General features: G+C 54.4%; 22 protein-coding genes and 1 pseudogene. 20 read left to right on the top strand and 3 right to left on the bottom strand.

Annotated elements, in window-relative coordinates; all coding sequences use genetic code 11:
- Positions 1 to 89 precede the first annotated feature (89 nt).
- Positions 90 to 1,538: pseudogene (locus FD19_RS02180) on the top strand (APC family permease).
- Between the two features lie 155 nt (positions 1,539 to 1,693).
- On the opposite strand, the gene FD19_RS02175 reads toward FD19_RS02180, so the two are convergent.
- Positions 1,694 to 1,927 carry a hypothetical protein gene (locus tag FD19_RS02175; RefSeq protein WP_054749456.1) on the bottom strand — a complete coding sequence of 78 codons (234 nt, stop codon included), beginning with the start codon at positions 1,925 to 1,927 and terminating at the stop codon, positions 1,694 to 1,696.
- Positions 1,928 to 2,111: 184 nt separating this feature from the next.
- Here FD19_RS02175 and FD19_RS02170 point away from each other — a divergent pair, with 184 nt between their 5' ends.
- From FD19_RS02170 to FD19_RS02140, 7 genes are all read left to right on the top strand, one after another.
- Positions 2,112 to 2,609, top strand: coding sequence for a DUF3013 family protein (locus FD19_RS02170; RefSeq protein ID WP_054749455.1), 498 nt, complete (start codon positions 2,112 to 2,114; stop codon positions 2,607 to 2,609).
- A 29-nt stretch (positions 2,610 to 2,638) separates the two neighbouring features.
- Positions 2,639 to 3,544: a 50S ribosomal protein L11 methyltransferase gene (gene prmA / locus FD19_RS02165; RefSeq protein ID WP_054749454.1), complete on the top strand. Its 906-nt coding sequence runs from the start codon at positions 2,639 to 2,641 to the stop codon at positions 3,542 to 3,544.
- Positions 3,545 to 4,303 carry an RsmE family RNA methyltransferase gene (locus FD19_RS02160; protein WP_056969017.1) on the top strand — a complete coding sequence of 253 codons (759 nt, stop codon included), beginning with the start codon at positions 3,545 to 3,547 and terminating at the stop codon, positions 4,301 to 4,303. It begins immediately after the preceding gene.
- The gene (locus FD19_RS02155) at positions 4,290 to 4,622 is read left to right on the top strand and encodes a hypothetical protein (protein WP_056969016.1); all 333 of its coding nucleotides are present in this window, start codon (positions 4,290 to 4,292) and stop codon (positions 4,620 to 4,622) included. The genes FD19_RS02160 and FD19_RS02155 overlap by 14 nt, the downstream gene beginning before the upstream one ends.
- A 107-nt stretch (positions 4,623 to 4,729) precedes the next feature.
- Positions 4,730 to 6,964: a RelA/SpoT family protein gene (locus FD19_RS02150; RefSeq protein WP_056969015.1), complete on the top strand. Its 2,235-nt coding sequence runs from the start codon at positions 4,730 to 4,732 to the stop codon at positions 6,962 to 6,964.
- 38 nt (positions 6,965 to 7,002) lie between these two features.
- The gene (gene dtd, locus FD19_RS02145; protein ID WP_054749452.1) at positions 7,003 to 7,449 is read left to right on the top strand and encodes a D-aminoacyl-tRNA deacylase; all 447 of its coding nucleotides are present in this window, start codon (positions 7,003 to 7,005) and stop codon (positions 7,447 to 7,449) included.
- Position 7,450: 1 nt separating this feature from the next.
- Positions 7,451 to 8,092: an HAD-IA family hydrolase gene (locus FD19_RS02140; RefSeq protein WP_054749451.1), complete on the top strand. Its 642-nt coding sequence runs from the start codon at positions 7,451 to 7,453 to the stop codon at positions 8,090 to 8,092.
- Positions 8,093 to 8,211: 119 nt separating this feature from the next.
- Here FD19_RS02140 and FD19_RS02135 read toward each other — a convergent pair whose 3' ends face one another.
- Positions 8,212 to 9,552 (bottom strand): N-acetylmuramoyl-L-alanine amidase family protein, encoded by a 1,341-nt coding sequence (locus tag FD19_RS02135; RefSeq protein WP_056969014.1) that lies wholly within the window; start codon positions 9,550 to 9,552, stop codon positions 8,212 to 8,214.
- 581 nt (positions 9,553 to 10,133) lie between these two features.
- Here FD19_RS02135 and hisS point away from each other — a divergent pair.
- The 3 genes from hisS to FD19_RS02120 all read left to right on the top strand — a co-directional run bounded on the left by hisS (position 10,134) and on the right by FD19_RS02120 (position 14,484).
- Entirely contained in the window at positions 10,134 to 11,417 is a 1,284-nt protein-coding gene (gene hisS, locus FD19_RS02130) for a histidine--tRNA ligase (RefSeq protein WP_054749450.1), read from the top strand.
- Between the two features lie 37 nt (positions 11,418 to 11,454).
- Positions 11,455 to 13,245, top strand: a complete 1,791-nt coding sequence (gene aspS, locus FD19_RS02125) for an aspartate--tRNA ligase (RefSeq protein ID WP_056969013.1) — start codon at positions 11,455 to 11,457, stop codon at positions 13,243 to 13,245.
- 330 nt (positions 13,246 to 13,575) lie between these two features.
- Complete coding sequence (locus tag FD19_RS02120; RefSeq protein ID WP_056969012.1) at positions 13,576 to 14,484, top strand: YitT family protein; 909 nt, start codon at positions 13,576 to 13,578, stop codon at positions 14,482 to 14,484.
- 62 nt (positions 14,485 to 14,546) lie between these two features.
- Here FD19_RS02120 and FD19_RS02115 read toward each other — a convergent pair whose 3' ends face one another.
- Positions 14,547 to 15,371 carry a pyruvate, water dikinase regulatory protein gene (locus FD19_RS02115; RefSeq protein WP_056969011.1) on the bottom strand — a complete coding sequence of 275 codons (825 nt, stop codon included), beginning with the start codon at positions 15,369 to 15,371 and terminating at the stop codon, positions 14,547 to 14,549.
- 217 nt (positions 15,372 to 15,588) lie between these two features.
- Here FD19_RS02115 and rpsU point away from each other — a divergent pair, with 217 nt between their 5' ends.
- From rpsU to glyS, 9 genes are all read left to right on the top strand, one after another.
- Positions 15,589 to 15,771 (top strand): 30S ribosomal protein S21, encoded by a 183-nt coding sequence (gene rpsU / locus FD19_RS02110; protein WP_054650674.1) that lies wholly within the window; start codon positions 15,589 to 15,591, stop codon positions 15,769 to 15,771.
- Between the two features lie 168 nt (positions 15,772 to 15,939).
- A complete protein-coding gene (locus FD19_RS02105; RefSeq protein ID WP_054749449.1) occupies positions 15,940 to 16,383 on the top strand; it encodes a GatB/YqeY domain-containing protein in 444 nt (147 codons plus the stop codon).
- A gap of 252 nt (positions 16,384 to 16,635) precedes the next feature.
- Positions 16,636 to 17,676: a PhoH family protein gene (locus FD19_RS02100; RefSeq protein WP_082619476.1), complete on the top strand. Its 1,041-nt coding sequence runs from the start codon at positions 16,636 to 16,638 to the stop codon at positions 17,674 to 17,676.
- Between the two features lie 9 nt (positions 17,677 to 17,685).
- Complete coding sequence (gene ybeY / locus FD19_RS02095; protein WP_056969010.1) at positions 17,686 to 18,147, top strand: rRNA maturation RNase YbeY; 462 nt, start codon at positions 17,686 to 17,688, stop codon at positions 18,145 to 18,147.
- 16 nt (positions 18,148 to 18,163) lie between these two features.
- Positions 18,164 to 18,574, top strand: coding sequence for a cytidine deaminase (gene cdd / locus FD19_RS02090; RefSeq protein ID WP_056969009.1), 411 nt, complete (start codon positions 18,164 to 18,166; stop codon positions 18,572 to 18,574).
- Entirely contained in the window at positions 18,567 to 19,472 is a 906-nt protein-coding gene (gene era / locus FD19_RS02085; protein ID WP_056969008.1) for a GTPase Era, read from the top strand. Before cdd ends, era begins: the two co-directional genes overlap by 8 nt.
- A 106-nt stretch (positions 19,473 to 19,578) precedes the next feature.
- Complete coding sequence (recO, locus tag FD19_RS02080; RefSeq protein ID WP_056969007.1) at positions 19,579 to 20,346, top strand: DNA repair protein RecO; 768 nt, start codon at positions 19,579 to 19,581, stop codon at positions 20,344 to 20,346.
- A gap of 354 nt (positions 20,347 to 20,700) precedes the next feature.
- Positions 20,701 to 21,609 (top strand): glycine--tRNA ligase subunit alpha, encoded by a 909-nt coding sequence (glyQ, locus tag FD19_RS02075; RefSeq protein WP_054749448.1) that lies wholly within the window; start codon positions 20,701 to 20,703, stop codon positions 21,607 to 21,609.
- Positions 21,610 to 21,612: 3 nt separating this feature from the next.
- The gene (glyS, locus tag FD19_RS02070) at positions 21,613 to 23,679 is read left to right on the top strand and encodes a glycine--tRNA ligase subunit beta (RefSeq protein ID WP_054749447.1); all 2,067 of its coding nucleotides are present in this window, start codon (positions 21,613 to 21,615) and stop codon (positions 23,677 to 23,679) included.
- The last annotated feature ends 40 nt before the right edge of the window (positions 23,680 to 23,719 follow it).

Here is a 23,719-nt window from a genome sequence, read left to right as displayed (position 1 = left end):
TATTGGAATGTTTTGACATTTACGCGAGAAACGGGCCGCTGCCTCTCACTGGTTTGTGGGCAATTCTCAATATTGGGGGTTACAAGTTTATGTTTAAAGTGCTCCACCGGATGACCCAAAAGGAAGATCCCGGTGTCTACGAAGACAAGGATTCACACCTACCGCGGGTGTTAACGGTCAAAGACTTTTTGGCCCTCGGGGTGGGTACCATCGTCTCCACCACGATTTTCACGCTTCCCGGCATCGTCGCCGCGGAGCACGCGGGTCCCGCAGTGGCGCTGTCCTGCCTGTTTGCCGCCGTGGTAGCGGGGTTAGTCGCTTTTGCCTACGCCGAAATGGCGGCGGCAATGCCGTTCGCCGGGTCGGCATACTCATGGATCAACGTGGTTTTTGGTGAAGGCTTTGGTTGGATCGCTGGCTGGGCGCTCCTAGCGGAATACTTCATTGCCGTGGCCTTTGTGGCCTCGGGGCTGTCCGCTAATTTTCGGTGGCTGTTAACCTCCTTTGGTATCACGATTCCTGCCGCTTTGGCGAACCCGCTGGGTAGCAAGGGTGGTCTGGTCGACATTGTCGCCGTGATTGCCGTAGTAATCTGCGCGGTGATCCTCTGGCACGGTGTTCGGCAGGCTGCTCGGGTCGAGAACGTCTTGGTGGTGCTCAAAGTACTGGCCATCCTGGCCTTCATTGTAATTGGTTTGACCGCTATTCACGTTAAAAATTACCTCCCGTTTATTCCGCACTATCATGCTAACGCGGATGGTACTGCCTTTGGTGGTTGGCGCGGAATCTACGCTGGGGTGTCAACCATCTTTTTGGCCTACATTGGCTTTGACTCCATCGCAGCCAACTCGGCGGAAGCCAAAAATCCTGAAAAGACGATGCCGCGGGGAATTATTGGCAGTTTGATCATCGCCGTGAGCTTGTTCATGGCGGTGTCACTGGTGCTGGTGGGCATGTTCCACTACACCCACTACGCGGGCATCGCGGAACCAGTGGGGTGAGCTTTGCGACATGCGGGCCATACCTTCGCCGCCACCATCATTGAGGCTGTGGCCGTGGTCGGCATGTTTACCGCCTTAATTGGGATGATGATGGCCGGCTCACGCTTGTTATACAGCTTTGGCCGTGATGGCATGTTACCCCGGTACTTGGGCCAGCTGACACAGAAAGAGGGATTACCCAACCATGCGCTACTGGTACTGGCCGTTATTGCCGTTATCATTGGTGCACTGTTTCCGTTTGAGTTCCTGTCTGAATTGATTTCAGCTGGGACCTTAATTGCCTTCATGTTTGTGTCGCTCGGCGTTTACCGCTTGCGTCCGCGTGAGGGGCATGACATTGCTGATCCCGCCTTTAAAATGCCACTTTACCCGGTATTGCCGGCCTTGGCGTTCCTGGGGGCGTTAGTGGTGTTCCTTGGTTTGGATATTCAAGCCAAACTTTATTCGGGGATTTGGTTTGTGGTCGGCCTGGTGATCTACTTTACCTATGGGGTACGACATTCAGTTTTAAACGGAAAAGTAAATAAAAACAAATAAGTCGCACGCGTTATTGACCCCAATTCTGGGTCCAGACATCAACGCCCAGTGGGCCGTTAGCGCGGACTTGCTAGTATACGAAGATGGACCAGCAACTTGTCCTTGCCGGTCCATCTTTATGTGCGTTAAGTGGGGCGCTACCAGTGGGGCTAGGCCTAGTGTTGACGTTGGTCCATGAACTCGAATAACGTGTCCTCCAGGAGCCCGCGCATTTCGTGCAGCAGGTAAGTGGCGAGTTCTGCAGTGGTTGGGGCGTGGCCCAGGCCCCGTTCCCAGTCGCGTACACGGGCCGCAACCTGATCTTCCGTGAAGGCCTGACTCACCGCGCGGTCCGCCGCGGTACTAATTTGGGCGTGAAGTGCACGCTGTTCTTCGCTTAGTTGTGACATGATATCCTCCTCGATAAAAGTGAAAATTGTTTGTAAGTGCACCGTACACCCACCAGATTGCTTTTGTCTACGGACAAAGTGCGGTAAAATTAGTGGCATTATGAAGTAGTGTTTGTGGGACTTGTGCGGCAACGCTAGTCAACGGACTCCAAACTGGGGTCAGACACTGAGGGGGCGTAACGATATGGCAACAGAAACGAACATGCTGGATTATATTGGTAGCAAAATGGACGCGTTGGACTTTGACGGGGACCTCAACCTCAACTGGGATAAGGAAGCCCACGTCTTCGAGTTGGAATACACGATGACCGTCATGGCTAGTGCCGACTTTGACATTGAAGACAACGACGGTTCGGTTATGGATAACGGCAAGGTGCAGTACACCGACGCGGTGCTGTTTTACGACCAAACCCGGATGGATGGGCACGACTACGTGAACGATTATCTGACCGTAATCCCCTTCAATGGTAAAAAGGGGATCGATCAGGCGACAGTCGACGGGTTCTTTAACTACTTTCAGACGGTGCTGGACGACGGCGAGAGTGATTTACTCGACTTTGTGGATGGCACTAGCGACAGTGATGAGTTTACCGTTGAATTTAGCCAGAGTCAGTTCACCCAGGCGGTGGCGGAACAACCCGACGCAAAGTTGGACGTCTTCTTGCCGTACCCCAAGTACTAGACTGATCAACGCGTAAGGAGGAATCGACCGTGGAATGGACAGCCATTACGGTGACCACGACCACCGCTGCCAGTGAAGCAGTGGCGCAAATCTTTGCGGACCTCGCGCTGGGTGGGGTCCAGATCGATGACCAGGCTACCAACCCAGAGCTTGACGCCCAAACCGTCCAGGTCACGGCATACATACCGGGAACCCGACCCGCAACGGGATTGGTTGACCAGGTGCGTAAACGGGTGGGGCGTCTGGCTGACTTTGGCTTACCTGAGGGCGCCGGTACCGTACAGACAACTACCATTGATGATAGTCAATGGACAAAAGTGTGGGAGCAATATTACCACGCAGTGCGGCTGACGCGGTACTTGACGGTGGCACCACGCTGGGAGGACTACACGCCGCAACAGCCAGGAGAAATTGTGCTCCGTTTGGATCCGGGACAAGCCTTTGGCACCGGGACCCACCCGACCACCCGTCTGGTCCTGCAGTTATTGGAAGGCGTGGTGCGCGGCGGCGAACGGGTACTTGATGTTGGTACCGGCTCAGGTGTTCTGGCCGTGGCCGCAGAACGGTTGGGGGCGGCAGCGGTGCTCGCTACGGATATTGACGACGTGGCGGTCGCTAGTGCAGAACAAAACATCGCACTGAATCCGGTGCACCACATCCGGGTCATTGCCAGCGACTTGTTGCAGGCGGTACCGCGCACGGAGCCGTTCGACCTGGTGCTCGCCAATATTTTACCCGACGTCTTGGAGCGGCTAGTGCCACAGGTGCCGACTGTTCTCGATAGCCATGGGCAGGTGATTCTCTCTGGCATTTTAGTCCGCAAAGAAGCCGACGTCCGCACGTGGCTCGCACACACAGGCTTCCATGTGACGATGACCGTCACTGACGGTCAGTGGGTGGCCTTGTTAGCCCAGCGTACTGAGGGGGTGGCCTAGGTGCAACGTTACTTTACGGATGCAACGTTAACGGTGGGCGCCCACGCCACACTGAACAGCACGGTGGAGCACCACGCAGTGACAGTTTTACGTATGCAGGTTGACGACCAGCTGGAGGTGGCTGACGCACAGGGACACGCGTTTGTCACCACCATTACCAAGACCGCGCCGTTAACGGTCCGGGTGGAGCGGCCAATCCCGCAGTCCCACGAGCTACCCGTGGCGGTAACCATCGTGTGTGGTATCAGTAAGGGTCAGAAAGCCGAGCTGATCGTGCAAAAGGCCACGGAGTTGGGTGTGCGGCAGGTCATTTTTGTCAACACCCAGTGGGCCACGGCCCGTTGGTTGCCTGACCGGGCGGCCAAGAAGGTGGCGCGCCTGCAACAAGTGGCGCAATCAGCGGCGGAGCAAAGTCACCGTGACCGCGTACCGCAAGTCAGCTTTGTGCCGTTGCTCGACGCCGTACTACACATGGAGGCAGATGCCAAGGTGGTGGCGTACGAGGAGTCCGCCAAAGCTGGTGAACATGCGCAGTTGATTCAAACCTTAAGGCAGCAACCCCGGAGTCTCATTGCCGTGTTTGGGCCTGAAGGCGGGTTGGCGCCCGCTGAGGTCAGCAACTTGAACGACGTTGGCTTTGTCAACGTCGGGCTGGGCCCGCGGATTTTACGCACGGAAACCGCACCGTGGTACTTACTTGCGGCAATTTCAACATATACTGAATTACAGGAGGAACAATCAGATCGTGTCAACTCTTAAAAAAATTAATGCGTGGTGGCAACGGCCACTCACGCTGGTCATTTTAGCTAGTTTCGTCATGGCTTTCATTGCGCCATTTATTTTTAAATTATTACACATGGCCGTGGCGTGGTGGGTTGGCCTGCTCTTTATCGTCCTCGACAGCATCTTTGCTTGGTGGATCGGGCGGCAAATCAAACTGCACCAACTACCATGGTGGACGATCATCGTGTTCCCCGTATTCTTTGCGCTGATGGTGTACTTGCGCTTCATCAAGTACGACTACTGGATGGCACCCATCTACGTCGTGATCAGCGCGTTGGCTTGGCTCAAGGACTAGTTTTTTTATGCTAAGCGGGTTATATTTAGATTAAGGAATTTTGAGTGTAGGAGGTCGGGACAAAGCGGTGCTTGTTCCGATTTTTGCTCATTAGGGAGACGGTGGCAATGGCTGAAGAACCAGAATTAACGCAGCAACAAGTTTACGACATCTGTGCCAAGTACATGAATGATGAGCACTTGGCGTTTGTCCAGAAGGCCTACGACTTTGCGGCCTACGTGCACAAGGATCAGCTGCGCAAAAGTGGCGAGCCATACATTATCCATCCAGTACAGGTGGCTGGCATTCTGGCGCAGCTGCACATGGACTCGGAGACCGTGGCCTCGGGGTACTTGCACGATGTGGTCGAAGACACCAAGGTGACGCTGGGTGATATTAACGAATTATTTGGCCACGACGTTGCGGTTATTGTCGATGGACTGACCAAGTTAAGCAAGGTCAAGTATGTAGCGCACAAGGACGAGTTGGCCGAAAATCACCGCAAGATGCTGATTGCCATGGCCAAAGACTTGCGGGTCATCATGGTCAAATTGGCTGACCGGTTACACAACATGCGGACCTTGATGCACATGCCACCAGAAAAACAGCGGCGCATTGCGCAAGAGACCCTTGACATCTTTGCTCCCTTAGCTGACCGTTTAGGGATCAGTACCATTAAATGGGAGTTGGAGGACCTGTCGCTACGCTACCTCAACCCGCAACAGTACCACCGGATCGCCTCATTGATGAACTCCAAGCGTTCAGAACGGGAACAATACATTCAGTCAGCCATTAAGGATATCAAGCGCGGGTTGGCCGACCTGCACATTGAATACGAAATTTATGGCCGCCCAAAGCACATTTATTCGATCTACAAAAAAATGCGTGACAAGCACAAGCAGTTTGATGAACTGTATGATCTGCTGGCCGTTCGGGTCATCACCAAGTCCATCAAAGACTGTTACGCGGTGCTCGGTGCCATTCACACCGAGTGGAAGCCCATGCCCGGTCGGTTTAAGGACTACATCGCGATGCCCAAAGCCAACATGTACCAGAGTATCCACACCACGGTAATTGGTCCGGAAGGTAAGCCGCTGGAAGTGCAGATCCGGACTGAAGAAATGCACCGGGTCGCTGAATACGGGGTTGCGGCCCACTGGGCGTACAAGGAAGGGCAAACCACTGAAGTCCAGTACGACGCGGCGGGAAAGAAGCTTGACCTGTTCCGCGAAATTTTGGAAATTGGTGACGAGTCGACCGACGCCCATGACTTTATGAAGAGCGTTACCGGCGACGTCTTCACCGACCGGGTTTACGTCTTTACCCCCAAAGGTGAAGTGTTCGAGCTCGCCAAGGGGAGTAATACGCTTGACTTTGCCTACATGGTGCACACGGAAGTGGGAAACCACACTGTGGGCGCCAAGGTCAACGGCAAAATTGTGCCGCTGACGTACCAGCTCAAAAATGGGGACATCGTCGAGATGCTAACGGCCAGCAACAGTAAGCCGAGCCGCGACTGGATCAATCAGGTCTTTACTTCGCGCGCCCGGAACAAGATTCGCCGCTACTTTAAGCAGGCCGATAAGGGTGAAAACGCACAGAAGGGTCGCGACATGCTGGAACACCAGCTCATGGAAATGGGTTTACACCCGAATGACTTCCTGACCGGCGCACCCATGAAGAACGCACTGGACCGGTTCAACTTCAACACCGAAGACGAGTTGATGAGTGCGATCGGTTACGGTGAACTGACCGCGCAGGTTGTGGCCAACCGGCTCACCGAACAACAACGCCATGAACAGGAAGAGCATAAGCAGCGGGAACGTGAACGTGAAATTCTCGAATCCAACCAGAAGGTCACGACGGTTACCAAGGAGCGTAAGCCGGGCAACGTCAAGCAGTCGGTTACCGACGACGGTATTATCATCGAGGGTGTGGACAACTTGCTGGTCCATCTGGCCAAGTGCTGCTCGCCCGTTCCCGGTGATGAGATCGTCGGCTACGTGACGAAGGGCCGTGGGGTGACGATTCACCGTGCCGATTGTCCCAACATCACCGCCCACCCCGAGGAAGCCAACCGGTTACTTGAGGTACACTGGCAGAACAAAGTCGATCAAAATCAGAGTTTCAATGCAGACCTAGAGATTTATGGCTATAACCGGAACGGTTTACTCAACGATGTACTGCAAGTGTTGAACGCCCAGACGAAGAACCTGAACAATATTAACGGCCGGGTCGATCACGATAAGATGGCGGATATCCACGTGACGGTGGGCATTAACAACTTGGCTCACCTGGAACGCATCATGGAAGCCATTAAGAACGTACCCGATATTTACGAAGTGAAGCGCACGAACGGCTAGTTTGCTCGTTTTCGTGGGCTGATTAATGGAGGTTTGTTATGCGAATTATCGCCCAGCGTGTTAGCAACGCGAGCGTAACGATTGCTGGCCGGGAGGTTGGTGCAATTGCTGGTGGGTTTATGGTATTAGTAGGAGTCGGTCCCCACGACACGGCGGCCGATGCGGATAAACTCGCTACCAAATTGGCGAAATTGCGGGTCTTTAGTGATGACGCCGGCAAGATGAACCTCAGTATCCAAGATGTGGGTGGCGCCATTCTCTCAGTATCACAATTTACGCTGTACGCAGACACCAAGAAGGGTAACCGGCCCAGCTTTACCGGGGCTGCCGGTCCTGAATTGGGGCGTCAGCTGTACCAACGGTTTAACGACCAGCTACGGGAACATGGTTTGACGGTCGCCACGGGTGAATTCGGGGCCGACATGCAGGTTGCCCTCGTGAATGATGGTCCGGTCACCATCATGCTGGATACGGAGGCGATGTAGCGTGGACGTGATCTGGGATTTCGACGGTACGTTGTTCGATACGTACCCGGGAATGATGGCCGCCCTGCGTGAGGTGCTCGCCGGTTATGGTGACACCCGTACTGAAAATGAGCTACTGGTTGCGGCCAAAGAGGACTCCGTACGCGCTATCCTGCGCGACTTTACCCAACACCACCCGGAAACTACGCTGGCGGGTTTAGATCAGGCCTATCACGCCAAGGAGCACGCAACCAACTTAAATCCGCAGCCGTACCCGGGAGCGCGGGCAGCACTACTAACCGTGGTGCACCACGGTGGGCGGAACTTTTTGTGGACACACCGGGATGACGTGGCTTGGGGCTTGTTGGACCGCAATAATCTCCGCGGTATGTTCGCCGGGGGCACAACGATTAGCATGCACTTTGCGCGTAAGCCGAATCCGGAATCGTTGTTGTACCTGCAACGTGAATTCGGTTTGGGGACGCATCACACCGTTGTTGTTGGTGATCGGGCACTCGATATCGATGCGGGGCGCGCGGCCGGCTTCGCGACCATCTACATTGATATTGACGGTTTGCATGCGGCACCACAAGCGACGGCGACTGCGGACACCCTGCGCGCGGTGCCGGCGGTGCTTCAGCAAATGGTCGCTGCGGGCATGTGACTGGTCGTCACTGGTCGTCGCGGCCCCGTCCAGTGTAGGCATACAAATAGCGTTACGGGATGTTCAGTTGAACGTCGCGTAACGCTAATTTTTGTCCTATCCGTTTTTTAACCAGGCAGCTAATGCTGAGCACCATTCTCAAAGTACGACCGCAGCCCCTCGACGACGTCCGCGGCGACGCGTTGCTGGTAGGCGGTGGTACGAATCTTGCTAAAGTCGGAGTTGTCGTTAATGTAGCCCATTTCCAGCAGTACGCTCGGCTGTTGGTTGTCCCGCAACACTTCAAAGTCACCAAATTCGATGCCCCGACTCGGCGTGCCCACACCTTTAAGCGCGGTATTCAGGTTGCGCGCAAGGCTGATATCCTTTTTACTACTGTAATAATAAACCGTATGACCACTAGCCTCGTTGGTTTGCGGACTGGAATCAAAGTGGATGGAGATGAACGCGTCCGCTTTGACCTGGTGCGCAATCTTGGGCCGCTTAGCCAAACTGACGAAGGTGTCACTACTTCGCGTCATCACCACGTTGGCGCCAGCCGCCGCGAGGGCCGAGCGAATAGCCTCAGCGGTGCGGAGCGTGTAGGTTTTTTCGTACTTATCACCCGTTGATAAGGCCCCCGTGTCGCTGCCCCCGTGCCCAGGATCCAGGACGATGGTCGCTTCGGATAGGCTGGTGGCCGTGGTGGTGCTGGTCCCGTTGCTTGGTGTAGTCACTACCCAACTGGCGACGTAGCCAGTCGTACCACTATTGGTTTTGACCTCGTACCATTCACCGCTTTCACCGATCACGGCTAACTTGGTGTTCGCCGGTAAATTTTTAGCGACGGAACCGTTGATCCCGGCTGAGTTGCGTAGGTTGGCGTTGCGCTTGGTGGTCACGGATAGGTTGGCCGCTGCGGCGGCACTAGCGTTGGCCAGCGCCTGGTCAGAAGTGGAGACATTGGTGCTGGCACCATCCAGTTTGACGTACTTACTACTGATCCAGGCGGCGGTCCCGTCATAAATGATCTGACTCCAAGCACCTTCTTGGTAGACCACTTTGATCTTGGCGCCAGATTTGAGGGTGCCTAACTTGCGCGCATTCGCGGTAGAGGACGCCCGCACGTTCACGGCGGCGGTGGTGACGCCGGTCTTAGCGTCACCAGTCGTGGCTTCATTATTGTTGACGAGCCAGCTAGCCACCCAACCAACTTTGTTACCTGGGAGGCGCACCCGGTACCAGGAATTCTTTTCACCCAGGATGGCCAGACGGGCACCGTGCGTCACTTGGCCCTCGACCCCGTAAGCCAAGCCGGGCCCACGACGGACGTTGACAACGGTGGCATCCACGTCCACGTTACGGGTATTAGCCAGCAATGCGGTCGTGACAACGGCAATGATTAACAAAGTGGTGGTCAAAATGATTAGCGGCCACCGTTTGAGGTGGGAACGTTCCGCTTGGCATTGTTCCTTACGCATGCTACATCGACACTCCTCGCAATAGTGTGCCCGCCACTGGTGCGTGCGGGTCACGTAAACAAGTCCTAGTATAACAAAGTCGTCCCCGTTAGCGCAGGGGGTGGGCGGCGTTGTCCACCAATTAAACATAATATTTATCGTTTGATTGTGATACCAATCCGGGTCTGGTGGGATGACTGGCCGTATGGTGGCTAGCCAGCATGCCGTTATACCCACCGAGAGTACGGAGTCGCCAAGCTACGCAACTTGGTTGACAGACGAAATGAAAATGGTACTATCATTACTGAATACTTTCGTAGCCAGTGATGGACGAGAAGAGACCGCATGCAGCGACCCGGGACAGTGTAAGCCGGGAATGGTCGACAAGACAATCCTGAGGCTGATATTACTCCGGTCGCCACCGTTATGGCTGAGTGAAACAGTAAGGTGGTACCGTGCACGCACCCTTCGTCAATTGGCGAGGGGTGTTTTTTTTTGGTCCCGACCATTGACATGGCTATTAGCGCCACCGACTACGAGAGCACAACAAATACAACGGTTAATGGCTACACTTGAACATTAACCATGAGGAGAGTAAGCAAATGGCATATCAACGACCAAAGGGGACGGCGGACATCCTGCCCGGAGAAAGTGCAGCTTGGCAGCACGTCGAAAGTGTCGCCAGCGACATTTTCAACCGTTACCGTTACCACGAAATCCGTACCCCTATTTTTGAAAACGCTGATGTTTTTGCCCGTTCATCAGGTGAAACCAGCGATATTGTTTCCAAAGAAATGTACACCTTTAAGGACAAGGGTGACCGGTTGATGGCCCTCCGTCCTGAAGGCACCGCGGGCGTCGTGCGGGCGTACGTGGAAAATAAGCTGTACGGCCCTGAATTTGGCAAGCCGTACAAGGTTTGGTACAAAGGCCCCATGTTCCGCTATGAGCGGCCACAATCTGGCCGGCAACGGCAGTTCCACCAGATTGGTGTTGAGGCCTTTGGCAGTAGTAGTCCCGCGCTGGACGCGGAAACGATTGCGATGGCGCGCGACCTGCTGACGACAATGGGGGTCACCAACCTGAAGTTTGTCATTAATACTCTGGGTGACCCGAAAACCCGCACCGCCTTCCACCAGGCTTTGGTCAATTACCTCACCCCTTACCGTGATGAATTGTCGGATGATTCCAAGGTACGTTTGGCTAAGAACCCACTACGGATCCTGGACAGTAAGGATCATCACGATCAGGAGATTGTCGCCAACGCACCATCCATTCTGGACTACCTGACCGACGCGGCGCGCGACCACTTTGAAGCCGTCAAGCAAAACCTCACCGCCTTGGGCATCGATTACGAAGTTGATAGTACCATGGTGCGGGGGCTTGATTACTACAACCACACGATTTTTGAAGTCATGAGTAGCAGTCCCGTCTTTGGCAGTGGTTACACCACGGTTTTGGCTGGCGGCCGGTACAACGGCCTCGTTGAACAACTGGGCGGTCCCGACACACCGGGTGTGGGTTTTGCCATGGGTGTGGAGCGACTGATGCTGTTACTGGGCGACCAGGCAGTGCCGTCACAGTTGGACACGTACATCGTCACCATCGACGCCGCGGCCCAGGCGACCGCATTGCAGCTAGCAACCGCCATCCGGAAGCAGGGCTTTAGCGCCGATATGGACTTCATGGACCGTAAAGCCAAGGCCCAGTTTAAGTCGGCGAACAAAGCCGGTGCGCGGCTGACCATCACTTTGGGCAGCCAGGAGTTGGCTGATCACACCGCCAGCGTAAAGGTCATGGCAACGGGGCACCAAGAAGTGCTCCCACAGGCGTCCTTGACTGATGACTTTAGCGCCGTGTTAGCACGGCTGACCGCGGCGGATTAGTTGCCACACCGGCACAATAGTTTTAAGGAGAATGAATATGAAGAAACGCACAATGTATGCGGGTGACGTGACCGCGGCCAACTTGGGCCAAACCGTCACCCTAATGGGCTGGGTACGCAAGCGCCGCAGCCTCGGTAACTTGATTTTTGTCGACCTGCGTGACCGTGCAGGGTTGGTGCAACTGGTCTTTTCGGCGGACCTCGATCCTGACGCACTGGCCGTGGCGAACACCCTCCGCAGTGAATACGTCATTGCGGTGACCGGTCAGGTTAAGAGTCGTGGTGAAAAGGAAGTTAACCACAACCTGAAGTCCGGTGAGATCGAAGTTGAAGTTCACGAAATTGAGATTCTCAACAAAGCGAAGACGCCGCCATTCACCATTGAGGACAACGTCGACGCCTCCGAAGAATTGAAGTTGAAGTACCGGTACCTCGACTTGCGTCGGCCGGAAATGCAAAAGGCCATCATGACCCGCTCAAAGATCGTGGCGTCCACCAACCGTTACTTTGAAGATCACGACTTTGTGAACATCGAAACGCCGGATCTGACTAAGAGTACGCCAGAAGGGGCCCGGGATTACCTGGTACCTTCCCGAGTATACCCCGGAACCTTTTACGCTCTGCCACAGTCACCGCAGTTATTCAAGCAACTGCTGATGGGGGCCGGGTTCGACCGTTACTTCCAGATTGCCCGTTGTTTCCGGGATGAAGACCTGCGGGGTGACCGCCAGCCCGAGTTTACCCAGATCGACATGGAGACGTCCTTCCTGAGCGCTGAGGAAATTCAGGACTTGACGGAAGGGCTTATTGCCCAGGTCATGCACGACGTCATGGGTATTGAGGTTCAGCGTCCGTTCCGGCGCATTAAGTGGCAAGACGCCATGGACCGTTACGGCAGTGAGAAGCCCGACCTGCGCTTCGGTATGGAGATTCAGGATGTGTCTGACGTGGTCAAGGACAGCGACTTCAAGGTCTTCAGTGGGGCGGTTGCTAATGGCGGTATGGTGCGCGCCATCGTGGTACCTGGTGGTGCTACCAAGTATTCCCGTAAAGCGATTGACAAGCAGGCCGACTACATCAAGCGTTTTGGTGCCCGCGGTTTGGCCTGGATGAAGGTGACGGACGACGGTATTTCCGGTCCTATCGCCAAGTTCTTTGGTGATGGTCAGGCCTTGACCAGTGCGCTAGGCGCCAAGAGTGGTGACCTCGTGCTCTTTGCCGCCGATAAGTTCAAGGTCGTCGCCGACACCCTTGGCTACCTGCGTTCCTTCTTCGGTAAGGACCTGGGTCTGATCGACGAGCAGCAGTTTGCCTTCTGCTGGGTCGTCGACTGGCCACTGTTTGAATTTGACGAAGGGGACCAGCGCTGGGTACCAGCCCACCACCCATTCACGATGCCAAACGAAGAGGACGTGCACTTGCTGGACACGGATCCACACAGTGCCCACGCCCAAAGTTACGACATTATCCTAAACGGCTACGAGTTGGGTGGCGGTTCCATCCGTATCCACACCCGGGAGATCCAGGAAAAGATGCTCAAGGCGCTAGACTTTACACCAGAACGGGCCAACGCCCAGTTTGGCTTTCTGTTGGATGCTCTGGAGTACGGCTTCCCGCCGCATGGTGGCCTGGCCATCGGTTTGGACCGTTTCGCCATGCTGCTGGCGCACAAGGACAACATCCGTGACGTCATCGCGTTCCCGAAGAACAGTAAGGCTAGCGAACCAATGACTAAAGCCCCGACGGCGGTTGATCCTGACCAGTTAGTACCACTAGGTATTGGCGTGACGGTTGATCCAAGCAAGGAACAGGATGATCCTGAGGCTTAAGTAGCTGCAGCGCGAGCTCAATTATCAATATTTAATCTGCCCGTGCTGCCCGCACGTAGTGATTGCGGACAACATTGAACGAGCCAGGTACCGCGAATTTGCGGTCCCGGCTCGTTTTACGTTGGGAGGGTCCGCCGAGATGGGACGCGTACGCCCGCTCCTGTGGATGCCGTACTGCCACCGTGATGCACCCAGACAACCAGGTTACCTCACTAACTTACGTGGACACGGCAGCTCAACATTGAGTAACCAGAAGATTTACCGATTGGGCCAACGTGGTATACTAAAAACACTAATTATCGTTGGTTCCGAAATGGGGAAGGAAGCATTATGCAAGAGCTTGACCGTTTGATTCGCCGTCATCAAAATTGGAGTCGGTTATCCGCTGCCTTTTTGTACGCCGTCTGTGTGTCTGTCGCACTGAACATGTTCTGGGAACCAGGTGGGGTCTACGCCTCCGGAATCACCGGGGCGGCCCAACTGATTGCGGCTGTGGTGCAACGTTGGTTCAACTTTGCCCTACCAGGTGGTATCAAAATGACGGACGTATTTCCTACCGGGACGTGGCTCTTCCTGCTAAACGTGCCGCTGTTTATCCTGGCTTGGCGCAAAATTGGCCACCGGTTCACGATGTTCACGTTCTTGGCCGTCGTCTTCTCTACCATCATGTTACGGCTGATCCACGTGCCCACGCTGACGACCGATCCCATTATTTGCGGGATCTTCGGGGCCGTGGTCAACGGCTTTGGGACCGGCTTTGCCCTGCGGAACAATATTTCCACTGGGGGTCTGGACATTCTGGGGCTCGTCATCCGTAAACGGACCGGTTCGTCGATTGGTCAGGTCAACATTGCGTTTAACATCATCATCGTGGTGCTGGCAGGGGCCATGTATAGTTGGCCGCACGCACTGATTTCCGCGTTGTCCATCTTCATTAATGGGCGCATCATTGACTCGTTGTACACACGTCAGCAGCGTTTACAGGTCATGATCGTGACCGCCAAACCCCATGAGGTCATTAACACCATCCAGAGTGAGCTACGGCACGGCATTACGATCGTGCATGACGTTGAGGGTGCCTTTAAGCACCAAGAAAAGACGATTCTGTTTACCGTTATCAGTCGCGCGGAAATGAATGATCTGGGTAGTGCCGTTAAAAAGGCGGACCAATACGCCTTTGTGTCCATGACCGAGGCGGTCAAGATTATGGGTCGGTTTTACGAACCGCAAATTCGCTGAGGGTATTTCAAAGGAGCCAGTAACCATCGTGTGGTTGCTGGCTCCTCTATTATTGCTGGTAGTTACTTATTGTTGTCGAACACATCCATCCCCAGGTGCTCCATAATCAGGGTGGCCGTTTCTTCGATTGAACGGTGAGCGGTATTGATTACCATGCATCCGAGCTTGGCGTAGAGCTGGTTAGCATAATCTAGTTCCTGCATGACCTGTTCCCGGGCCGAGTAGGTGGTGTCGGGGCTCAGCCCGTAGGCCAGCATGCGTTGCCGGCGAAATTCCATTAAAATTTGCGGGTCGGTAGTCAAGCCAACAATCTTTTTGGGGTCGACCTGGTAAATTTCGTCCGGAATGGATGACTTGGGCACAATGGGGAGGTTGGCGACCTTGATGTTGCGATTTGCCAAGTACAGGGACAGGGGCGTTTTACTGGTCCGTGAAACCCCGAGTAGCACCAGGTCCGCTTTGAGAAAGCCGGCCGGGTCCTTACCGTCATCGTACGTCACGGCAAACTCAATGGCGTCGATGCGGTCAAAGTACTGTTCATTCAGGTCGTGTACCCCGCCAGAGATGCCACTGGGCTCCTCCGTAAACTTCTGACTAATTCCCCGTACAATTGGGGAGAAGACGTCAAAGTTGAGGACGCCGATTTTTTCGGCGTAAGCCACCGAGTCGGCGGCCAGGTCGGAAGTCGCCAGCGTGTTGATGACGACCCCGTCATCCTCCTTGGCTTTGTCCAATACCTCGTGTAGCTGGTGGTGGGACTTAATGAATGGATAACGGAGGTACCGCGGGGTCAAACGCGGGAACTGGGCGGCAACAGCGTGGGCCAGTTGCATGGCCGTTTCGCCAACCGCATCGGATAAAATATAAAAGTTAATTGTTCGTGCCATGGGCGCATCTGCTCCTTCTGCATGAAAATACGTGCATCTTTGATACCGCTATCATATCATAATGCGTAGGCACACCGAAATAATGCGGACCATCTGGTGTAATTTTCAATTTTTATGCAGGATAACATTGACGATGGGGCCGTGTTTAGCTATAATATTTAAGAATTGTTGGGCCGATTCGTCCGCAATTACACCGATCCGGAGGGAGGGATAGCACATGGCAAAGACAGTTGTTAAGAAAAACGAATCTCTCGACGATGCACTCCGCCGGTTTAAGCGGACGGTTTCTAAGTCTGGCACTCTGGCCGAATACCGCAAGCGTGAATTCTACGAAAAGCCTAGCGTTAAGCGTAAGCTTAAGTCTGAGGCGGCACGTAAGCGCAAGAAGCGTAAGTTCTAATCAAGTTTAGAGTGTACGTCGCAACCACCCACATGATTACATGCGGGTGGTTTTACTTTGCCCACCGCTACCGGTTTTATGCGCCAGGCGCACAACAGTGTTAAAGTAGTGTACGGGTACTAGACGTGGTGCACTCGCACCAAATAAACGTAAGAGGATGGAAACGTAATGGCTCTCAATGATAAGTTGATGGAAGATTTGAAGACCGCAATGAAGGCACACGATAAGGTGGGCCTGAACGTGATCCGCTCACTCAAGAGTGCGTTGACTAACGCCAAGATTCAGGCCGGTCATGATCTCAGTGCTGACGAAGAAATCGCAGTACTGTCGACCCAACTCAAACAGCGTAAGGAATCACTCGATGAATTTACTAAGGGTAACCGCCAGGACCTGGCTGACGAGACCCAGCAAGAAATCAAGATCGTTCAGCGTTACCTACCACAACCGCTGTCAGAACAAGAGGTCAGTGATATTGTGGATGCGGCTATTACCAAAACTGGTGCCACCAGTGCTAAGCAGTTCGGTCTGGTAATGAAGGCCGTCATGCCCCAGGTGAAGGGGAAGGCCGATGGCGCTGTAGTTAGTCGGTTGGTAAAGGCTAAGTTGAACTAGTCGGACCACTAATTTGGCCAACGAAGCGGTTGCATACCAGTGAATGATGGCGCAATGGTGTGGGTTGGCGCACATTTTGTGGCTACCAACGTATCAATTACCGTGGATCAGCATAGTTTGGTGCTGGTCCACGTTTGTATACAATGAGCAAATTGCTGACACGCCCCACTTTTTCGTGGTCGTACCCGTCGGATTGCGGTTTGCCCGTTGTCTTTGTGTGGTAAACTTGAGCTACAAATAAATTCAGGAGGCATGTTCTTGGCAACAGACTCAGTTACGAAAACATTATCTATTGAGTCGGTCGATCAGATGATCAACTTGATCGGCGTAAACAACTCAAACCTCACCGTCATCCAGGAAGGACTGAACGTGGATACCGCCGTGATCGGCCAGGACATCCGCATTACGGGCAGTAGTGCGGACACCAGCGCCGCCTACCAGGTCCTGCAAGCCCTGTTGTCACTGCAACAACAGGGAATTCAGCCGGCCGGCCAGGACGTGGTTAGTGCCGTCAAAATGGCGCAAAAGGGCACCTTGGAATACTTTGCCGATTTGTACTCTGAGTCGTTGATCAAGGACGTCAAGGGTAAAGCCATTCGGGTCAAGACCTTTGGCCAGCGTCAGTACGTGGATGCCATCAAGCACAATGCCGTAACCTTCGGCATCGGCCCGGCGGGGACGGGGAAAACCTTCCTCGCGGTGGTCATGGCCGTCGCCGCACTCAAAGCCGGTGAGGTGGAGCGTATTATCGTCACGCGGCCGGCTGTTGAAGCCGGTGAAAACCTGGGCTTCTTACCGGGGGACCTGAAAGAAAAGGTCGATCCGTACCTGCGGCCGATTTACGACGCGCTCCACGCAGTTTTGGGTACCGAGCACACGAATCGCCTGATGGAGCGCGGTGTGATTGAAATTGCACCATTGGCTTACATGCGGGGCCGCACCCTTGATTCCGCCTTTGCCATTCTGGATGAAGCCCAGAACACCACGCAGATGCAGATGAAGATGTTCCTGACGCGGTTGGGCTTTAATTCCAAGATGATTGTCAACGGTGACGTGTCGCAAATTGACTTGCCTAGCAAGGGTCGGAGCGGCTTAATTCAGGCTGAACAGATTCTGACGCGAGTACCACATATCCGGTTCGTCCACTTTGGCACCGATGACGTGGTTCGCAACCCCGTGGTGGCCGATATCATCGCCGCGTATGACCGGGGTACAAACGGTCCGGGTAGCCGGCAAGCAGCTCGGCAAGCAGAACAACGGGCACAACACCACGAACACAAGGACGAGAATTAAGGAGAAAACATGGACCTGAGCTTTTTTGATGATGACCACTTGTTGGATGATGCCGACGCGCAGTTGGTTCCTAAACTGGTCGACTTTGCGGCCAAACAAATCGGTTCCGCACCGGACACCGAAATGTCGATCACCATTGTCAGCGATGAAGAGATTCGGCGCATTAACCGCGAGTACCGCAACACGGATCGTGTGACCGACGTGATCAGCTTTGCCATTGAGGATGGGGAGCAGGAGGACCTGAGTGGGTTCGAGGGCATTCCGGAAAATATCGGTGACTTGTTCATTGCGCCCGGTAAGGTACGGGCACAGTCCGTGGATTACGGGCACAGTTTCCAACGCGAACTGGGTTACACGGTCGTGCACGGTTTCTTACACTTGAACGGTTACGACCACATCAAACCAGAAGATGAAGCGGTCATGATACCGTTACAAGAAAAAATCCTGTCCGCCTTTGGGCTGGAACGGTAATAGGGGTCACTAAACGATGAATAAGACTGAAATTGAACGATTAGTTGCCGAAGCTAAGGATGCCCGCATCAACGCTTACACCCCGTACTCCCACTTTAACGTGGGTGCGGCCGTCGTCACTGATGGTGGGCAACACTATACGGGGGCTAACATTGAAAATGCTTCGTTTGGCCTGACTATGTGCGCTGAACGCAACGCAATTTTTGCGGCCGCTAGTGCCGGTGTCCGCCACATTCGTGCCATCGCGGTCATTGCGGACACGCCTAACGGGGTGTCACCATGTGGTGCCTGCCGCCAGGTGATGACCGAATTTGCCGACGCGGACACGCCGGTGTACCTCAGTAATCTGCATGGAGAAGTGGACGCCACGACGGTGGGTGAACTGCTGCCAGGATACTTCACCAAGGGGGATATGGACCATGACTGAACATCATTCCGGCTTTGTAGCCATTATTGGGCGGCCTAACGTGGGTAAATCCACGTTTATGAACCGCATTCTGGGTGAAAAGGTGGCCATCATGTCACCCAAAGCGCAGACCACCCGCAACAAAATCAACGGTATTTACACCGCCCCTGACGTGCAAATCGTCTTCGTGGACACCCCGGGGATCCATAAACCCCAGAATGCTCTGGACGATTACATGGATCAGGCGGCGTTGTCGACGCTTAACCAGGTCGACGCGATTCTGTTCATGGTAGCCGCCGACGAACAGCCCGGCAAAGGTGACCAGTGGATCATCAACCAGCTGGCACACGTGACCAAGCCAGTGTACTTGTTGGTCAACAAGATCGACGCGGTACACCCGGATGACTTGTTGCCATTAATTGATAAGTACAACGGTATGTACGACTTTGCCCAAGTATTCCCAATTTCTGCGACCCAGGGCAATAACGTGGATGAACTGTTGCAGCAGTTAACGGCTGAACTGCCCGTGGGCCCGCAGTACTACCCAGATGATGAATTAACCGACCATCCCGAATACTTCGTGGTTGGCGAGCTGATCCGCGAAAAAATTTTGGCCCTAGTACACGACGAGGTGCCCCACGCCACCGCGGTGGTTGTTGAGCGGATGAAGGACTATGCGGGGGGCAAGCTGCAGATTGAAGCGACCATCTTCGTTGAACGTCCGGGACAAAAGGGCATTATTATCGGCAAGGGTGACTCCATGCTCAAGCAGATTGGTATCAAGTCCCGCCAGGATATTGAGGCCTTGCTGGGCGAACCGGTTAATTTAAAGCTGTGGGTCAAGGTCCAAAAGGATTGGCGTGACAACAATGCCTACCTGAAGACTTTGGGTTACAACACAAAGGATTTACGTAACTAGACAGGGTGTACACAGGTACGCTGTTGTTATGGGTGTGCGGACATGCGGCTGAACTAGGAGCGGCAGCCCGGGCACTTTTTTAATTGAGACGTAGGGGGTGGTCAACATGAAGAGTGCGCCACAAAAATTCCGGGGAATCGTGATCAGCCGGCAGGCCTACCGCGAATCTGACTTACTGGTTAAGATACTGACGGACCGCTTTGGCACCAAGATGTTCATGTTCAACCGCGCCCGCAGGCCGGGCTTTAAGTTGGCTGCGGCAATTTTACCGTTCACCAGCGCCGTGTACGAGGGGACCATCCGCGCTGATGGTTTGTCCTACATCCGGCAGGCAGCGGACGTGAGTGCGTGCACGCATATCAGTGCCGATATCGAAACGGATGCATACGCTACGTACATTTTGGCCCTCATTGATATGGCGTACCCCGATGGTGAGCCCATTCCGCAATGGTTCGACTTTGCGGCCACCGCATTGCGGCGGATGGATGCAGGGCTGGATGCGGCCATCTTGACCAACATCGCGGAGGTGCAGCTGCTGGGCGCGTTCGGGGTGGCACCACACTGGCAAGACTGCGTGGTTTGTCACCGTCGTGATTTGCCGCTAGACTTTTCGGAAAAGTATGGTGGGGTGTTATGCCAGGATCACTGGACGCTAGACGGGCGACGGTACCATGCGTCGGCTAAGGCCATTTACCTATTACGGTCGTTTGCCGCGGTCCCGTTGGCCCGACTCGGCAAGGTGCAGGTGGCACCAGCGACCCGGCGGGAATTGCGCGTGTTGCTCGACCGTATCTACGATGACATGGTGGGGGCCACGCCCCGCGCCAAACGCTTCATCGACCAAATGGGTCAGTGGCAACAACACCTACAATAGCGTCATCCTGGTATGGCAAGCTTAATTTGGGCCCGAACGAAACAGCTCAGGCTTTACAGTCTAGCTGACTGTATGCATAGATATGCCGTTTCTTGTTGAAGAACGCGAATCGTGCTATACTTTTACTAACAAAATAGGCGATGAGAAAAAGGGTCATCAGCCGCTGTGGCAGCGAATCCGGGATCGTGGAAGCCGGAACACACAAGCTGATGATTGGCGTTTTTGAGCCACTAACTAAAGAGCATTGGCGCACCATGTCAATGAAATAGGGTGGAACCGCGCGCAAGCGTCCCTATGCCGTTACTGGCATAGGGACGCTTTTTGTCTCGCACCGTCAATTCAAAGGAGTGCATCATGGTCAAAAAGATGAACGTTCAAGAAATGATCCAAACCCTCCAGAACTTCTGGGGGTCCAAGGGTTGCATGCTTATGCAGTCCTACGACGTGGAGAAGGGGGCCGGCACCATGAGCCCGTACACCTTCTTACGCGCGATCGGTCCAGAACCCTGGAACGCAGCCTATGTTGAACCGTCGCGGCGTCCGGCTGACGGTCGTTACGGGGAAAACCCGAACCGGTTGTTCCAGCACCACCAATTTCAGGTGGTCATGAAGCCGTCGCCTGAAAACATTCAGGAGTACTACCTGGACTCATTGCGGGCCCTGAACATCGACCCACTGGAGCACGATATCCGCTTCGTTGAGGATAACTGGGAGAACCCGTCTATGGGTTGTGCCGGTGTTGGTTGGGAAGTATGGCTGGACGGCATGGAAGTCAGCCAGTTTACGTACTTCCAGGTCGTCGGTGGCCTCGAAGTTTCCCCCGTCACTAGCGAAATTACTTACGGGGTTGAGCGTTTGGCATCCTACATCCAGGACGTGAAGTCCGTCTTTGACCTGGAATGGGGTGACGGCGTCAAGTACGGCGATATCTTCAAGGAACCCGAATACGAACACTCCAAGTACGCGTTTGAGGAAAGCAACCAGAACATGCTACTCAACTTCTTTAACGCTTATGAAAAAGAGGCTTGGCGCCTGATGGACCTCGGTCTGGTCCACCCAGCGTACGACTACATCCTGAAGTGCAGCCACACCTTTAATTTACTTGATGCTCGTGGTGCCGTGTCCGTGACGGAACGGGCCGGCTATCTAAGTCGGATTCGCAAGATGGCGCACAAAGTCGCCCGGGCCTTTGTCGATGAGCGCAAGAAGTTGGGCTTCCCACTGCTCGATCACGCGGACGCAGAAACTACGGAGGTAAAGTAACTCATGCAATATTTACTGGAAATTGGTCTGGAAGACATGCCGGCGCACGTGGTGACGCCCAGTTTGCAACAATTCGCCGACAAGACCGCAGCGTTTCTACACGACCAGCAGTTAGCGTTCGATGATATTCAGCAGTACGCGACGCCGCGGCGGTTGGCCTTACTGATCAACGGGCTGGCGGCCCAACAGGCTGACCGGGCTGAGGATTTACGTGGCCCAGCGAAGAAGATTGCCCAGGACGCCGACGGCAACTGGACCAAAGCCGCCATTGGTTTTACTCGCGGTCAAGGAATGACGGTCGATGACATTGAGTTCAAAGAGGTCAAGGGTACGGAATACGTCTTCCTGCACAAAGAAATTGCGGGCAAGCAGGCAGCGGACATTTTGCCCGGCCTGGTGGATGTCATTAAGGGGCTGACATTCCCGACCCGGATGAAGTGGGCCCGGTACGACTTTGAATTTATTCGCCCGATTCACTGGCTGGTGAGCCTGCTGGACGATCAAGTAGTACCCATGCAAATTTTGGACGTGCAGGCTGGCCGCACGACGCAGGGACACCGGTTCCTGGGCCACGCTGTTGAACTGCAGCACGCGGCGGATTACGTCGAGGCCTTGCGGGCGCAACAAGTCATCGTGACTCCAGCAGAACGAAAAGCGATGATTACCGACCAAATCAAAGCCATTGCCGCCCAACATGACTGGCAGGTCGACCCAGATGCAGACCTCCTTGAAGAAGTTAACAACCTGGTCGAGTACCCGACCGCCTTTGCGGGTAGTTTCGACGCCAAGTACTTGGCCATTCCGGAAATCGTGCTGATTACGTCCATGAAGGACAATCAGCGTTACTTTTACGCTCGCGACCGTGGCGGCAAGATGGTCAACGCCTTTATCGGAGTCCGCAATGGTAACGCCGAGCACATAGAAAACGTGATTGCTGGGAACGAAAAGGTCCTCACGGCGCGCCTCGAGGATGCCGCATTCTTCTACCAGGAAGACCAGCAGCACACAATTGCGGATTACGTGGGTCGGTTGAGCAACGTCAGTTTCCACGACAAGTTGGGATCACTGGCCGACAAGATGGCGCGGGTCCAGACAATTGCCGGCGTACTGGCGCAGCACTTTGGTCTGAACGCGCAGGACGCGACGGATCTGCAGCGGGCAGCCGGCATTTACAAGTTCGATCTGGTGACTGGTATGGTCGGCGAGTTTGCCGAACTGCAGGGCACCATGGCGGCCCACTACGCACAGTTGGCGGGCGAAAACGCCAACGTGGTGACGGCGCTAGGCGAACAGTACATGCCGACCTCAGCTGAAGGACCACTCCCCACCAGTCGGGTCGGAATGTTGCTGGCGATGGCGGATAAGCTCGATACATTGATGAGCTTCTTTGCCGTCGACATGATTCCTAGCGGCAGTAATGACCCGTACGCATTGCGGCGCCAGGCATACGGAATTGTGCGGATGTTGGCCACCCACAAGCAGGCGTTGCCACTACGGCAGTTACAAAACGAATTAGTCGCGCAACTGCAAGCAGCAGACCAGTTAGCTGGTCGTGACTACAGCCATAACATCGACGCGGTGAATGACTTCTTCCAGGATCGTATCAAGCAGTTACTCCAGGGTGAACAGGTCAGCTACGACATCATCGATGCCGTGACTGCTACCGCTGACCCTGATGTCAGTGCCGAAATTTCTGCGGCTCAGGTGCTCACGACTGCCGCACAACAAGCGGACTTTAAGGAGCACATGGAAGCCCTGACGCGGGTTATCCGTATTACGAACAAGAACACAATGAGTGGGACGGTTAATCCCGACCTGTTTGAAAATGATAGTGAGCGCGAGTTGCACGCGGCAGTCTCGCAACTGGCTGACTTTGACGGACGGACCACGGCGAACAACTTTGCCCGCCTCACCAACCTCGCACCAGTGATCAACGCCTACTTTGACGCCACGATGGTCATGGCCAAGGACGAGCAGGTGCGCACCAACCGGTTACGTGAACTGAACCAGTTGGCGAGCTACATTAACGTGTTTGGCGACTTAACCCAGGTGCAAACGCAACGGAACTAACTGCCACCACGATTCCTAGTAACTTGAAGGATAATTGCAC

Source organism: Lacticaseibacillus thailandensis DSM 22698 = JCM 13996 (genome assembly GCF_001436135.1).
In the GTDB taxonomy this organism is placed as follows: Bacteria; Bacillota; Bacilli; order Lactobacillales; family Lactobacillaceae; genus Lacticaseibacillus; species Lacticaseibacillus thailandensis.
This window is presented reverse-complemented; position numbering and strand designations above follow the sequence as displayed.